Genomic DNA, 2,687 nt, shown 5'->3' with positions numbered 1-2,687 from the left:
ACTAGCCCATTCCACAACACTAGCCCATTCCACAACACTAGCCCATTCCACAACACTAGCCCATTCCACAACACTAGCCCATTCCACAACACTAGCCCATTCCACAACACTAATAGTAGCCAATAGATCAGGCTTTTTCAAACATCTTCTTTTCCCAACCCATTCATTCCAAAGCTATTGAAACAGCAGTAGAAGCGAAGCCGGTCAACCTGGATGCATCGCTCCAAATTACCCATGCATGGCTTACAAATGCTGAGCTTAACATTGGTATAGCACTACCCATTAAAGTTAGGACATTGATAAAATCTCAAACGCTAATGCACCTTAATAAGGGGGAATTCCTCTTGCCTTGCGCGTAGCGCTATATCAGCTATTAGCCGTAGGCCAGGCTAGGCCAACATTTGATGCCCTAAAGATAGTGCTACTAGATCGGTACTTTTGACTAAAATAAGCTCACGGCTGACGGCACCTCAAGTAGCGTGAGCTAAAAGCTCACGGCTGACGGCTGAATGCTTACGTGGTCATTACGATCAATTTAATTGATTTTAGTGCGATCGCTAAAACTGATCCCACGTATACTAGGCAAGTTTAGCTATAGCATTTTATCATAATAAATACTTATTGTCAATAAACTGGAAATATTTTTTAATAAACCCCGCCTCGTTGTGTTTATAAACCCACAGAATGTTTCAGACAGACATCCAGGGATAGGTGGTTGTAGCTGAAACCGATTTCTACCGTTGCGATGCTCCGAAAGAGCCGCTAAACGCGCATCGCACCAGTAGCAAAAACCAACATCCCAACTCAAGGGCGTACGCTAAGCAAAACTAAGCCCACGGATCAGGACATTCTTTCCTGATTTTTTACAAATATGAGATAAACCATTAGCAGCTGTGTATACCCGCACAGCTGATCGCACAGGTGCATCTTACTGATTACTAAATTACTATGTTGGACTTCTTTTTGATCGGCGACACCAAGTGGCTGTTTGAAACTGCCATGGACAACCCCGAATTGGCTCCGTCCGTGGTTGAACTGCTCTTCCTAGAAGAGATTAAGTACAACGTTCGTGACAGCTCAATCTTAAAACACGACTATCATCTGACAAATTTAAGACAAGTCTATGTTGACACTCTCCGGTCTAAAGACCCGGGGCAGGATAGTAGTTATCAATAGTGCTAAAATAATAAGTTGCACAATATATATAGCAATTCTCATAGTCATGAGCGACATTGCTTATCCTTTTAAGGCAGAAGGCACCCACCCCTAACCCCTCCCAGGAGGGGAATGGCAGAAGGCAGCAAGGCAAGAAGGTCTTAAGGCAATAAGTGCCAATCAAAAGTGTACCTCATAGCTATGAGAAACGCTAGAAATAGTAGCAGCTAAAGATTTAGCATTGCTGAATAGCTGTTAATAATCAATCTCAGTAAAAGTTAATGTAGGGTGGGCAGTGCTTGATACAGATCAGATCAGCTGACAAAGTCCGTTGCTAGGCACTGCCCACCATCGGTGTAGCCCCAATCGGAATCTGATCCGATTGGCCGTTGGCCACGCTACGCGATTGACCGTAGGTCACGCGGGGCGCGTTCGCACTTCCCAATTCCATTAAATTAAAACCAAAAAAAATAGCCGTAGAAATACTATCCACGGCTATTTCACTGCTGTAAACGCAATTGTCTTGTCTATCAGTTTCCGAATCAATCCGGATGTGATTCTACCCGAACAAACCGGAGCCTTTGACCAGGGGGGAAACCCCCCCAGAAATTTAACCTATTAACGCCAAGTCGAAGACTTGGTTGCAAAACTAATTACTTCCCCTGGAATGCCCGTCGGCTGCAAAGGGCTCCACTCGGAAACATCTGCATACCCCAGTGCATAAAGGCTGTAAATAGTATTAGTTACTGCTTCAGGAGAGCCCTTAATGTACTTAATACGTTTTTTCTTTGGGTTAGAATCCTCAGAATTATTGTCGTGATTCGGAATAAAGTCTGTAGACATGATTAAAAAAATCAATTTCGTTTACAATGATTATTGTAATGATTATGATATAGTTTGTCAAGGGTTTTGAAAAACTTTTTTTTGGGTAAGTAATTTTAGGATAAATTGTCAGCTATCAGCTTATGTAACTTATGTAGGGTGGGCAATGCTAAATAGATATCACCTAAAAAAGCCCCTTGCTAGACACTGCCCACCCTAGGGCGTGTTTTCAAAGTTTTCCGCAAGATTATGATCCCCCCCAGCCCCCCTTAAAAAAGGGGGGAGCCATAGTCAAAGTCCCCCTTTTTTAAGGGAAACGGGGGATCTCCGAGGCAAGAAGACACACCCTACGATTAATCTAGTTGCTCTTGTTGTGTTGCTGGCTCTGGACTAAACCATTCTATTACCTTTTCATTAAGAAGTCCGCTAAACAGCCATGCCCCTAATCCTACAAATAAGGTCGCTATTATGCCGTACAGAGCAAGTTTATTTGAGAGATTCCATTTCTTCTCTGTGGGGTTCTGTTGGATTGCTGCTTGCTCGGGGTTAGAGGAAGTAGGTGACTCATTGACAGTAGCTTGGATATGGTTGAATCGGCCTTGGTATAGGTTCTATTGTTGAAAAAAAACTCAATCTCATCTACCGGATAAGTTAATTCGATCACGGGAACATCAGGATTACTAGCAAAAAATTCACTCCTGGTTTCATTG

Annotated in this window: 3 protein-coding genes; 1 reads left to right on the top strand and 2 read right to left on the bottom strand. The window is 43.1% G+C overall.

What is annotated here, in order from left to right:
- Nucleotides 1-963: 963 nt before the first annotated feature.
- Complete coding sequence (locus F6J94_RS32790; protein ID WP_158069537.1) at nucleotides 964-1,176, top strand: hypothetical protein; 213 nt, start codon at nucleotides 964-966, stop codon at nucleotides 1,174-1,176.
- 597 nt (nucleotides 1,177-1,773) lie between these two features.
- Here the strand turns inward: F6J94_RS32790 and F6J94_RS32785 are convergent.
- Entirely contained in the window at nucleotides 1,774-1,998 is a 225-nt protein-coding gene (locus F6J94_RS32785; protein WP_293029159.1) for a hypothetical protein, read from the bottom strand.
- Between the two features lie 445 nt (nucleotides 1,999-2,443).
- Nucleotides 2,444-2,687, bottom strand: a 244-nt coding sequence (locus F6J94_RS32780) for a hypothetical protein (protein WP_293047881.1), incomplete at its 5' end; no start/stop codon positions are given.

Origin of the sequence: Moorena sp. SIO1F2, assembly GCF_010672755.1 — a bacterium.
GTDB lineage: Bacteria > Cyanobacteriota > Cyanobacteriia > Cyanobacteriales > Coleofasciculaceae > Moorena.
This window is presented reverse-complemented; position numbering and strand designations above follow the sequence as displayed.

Excerpts from the sequence above, each read along its gene's own strand:
- F6J94_RS32785 (WP_293029159.1), bottom strand. The coding sequence starts at position 1,998 with ATGTCTACAGACTTTATTCCGAATCACGACAATAATTCTGAGGATTCT.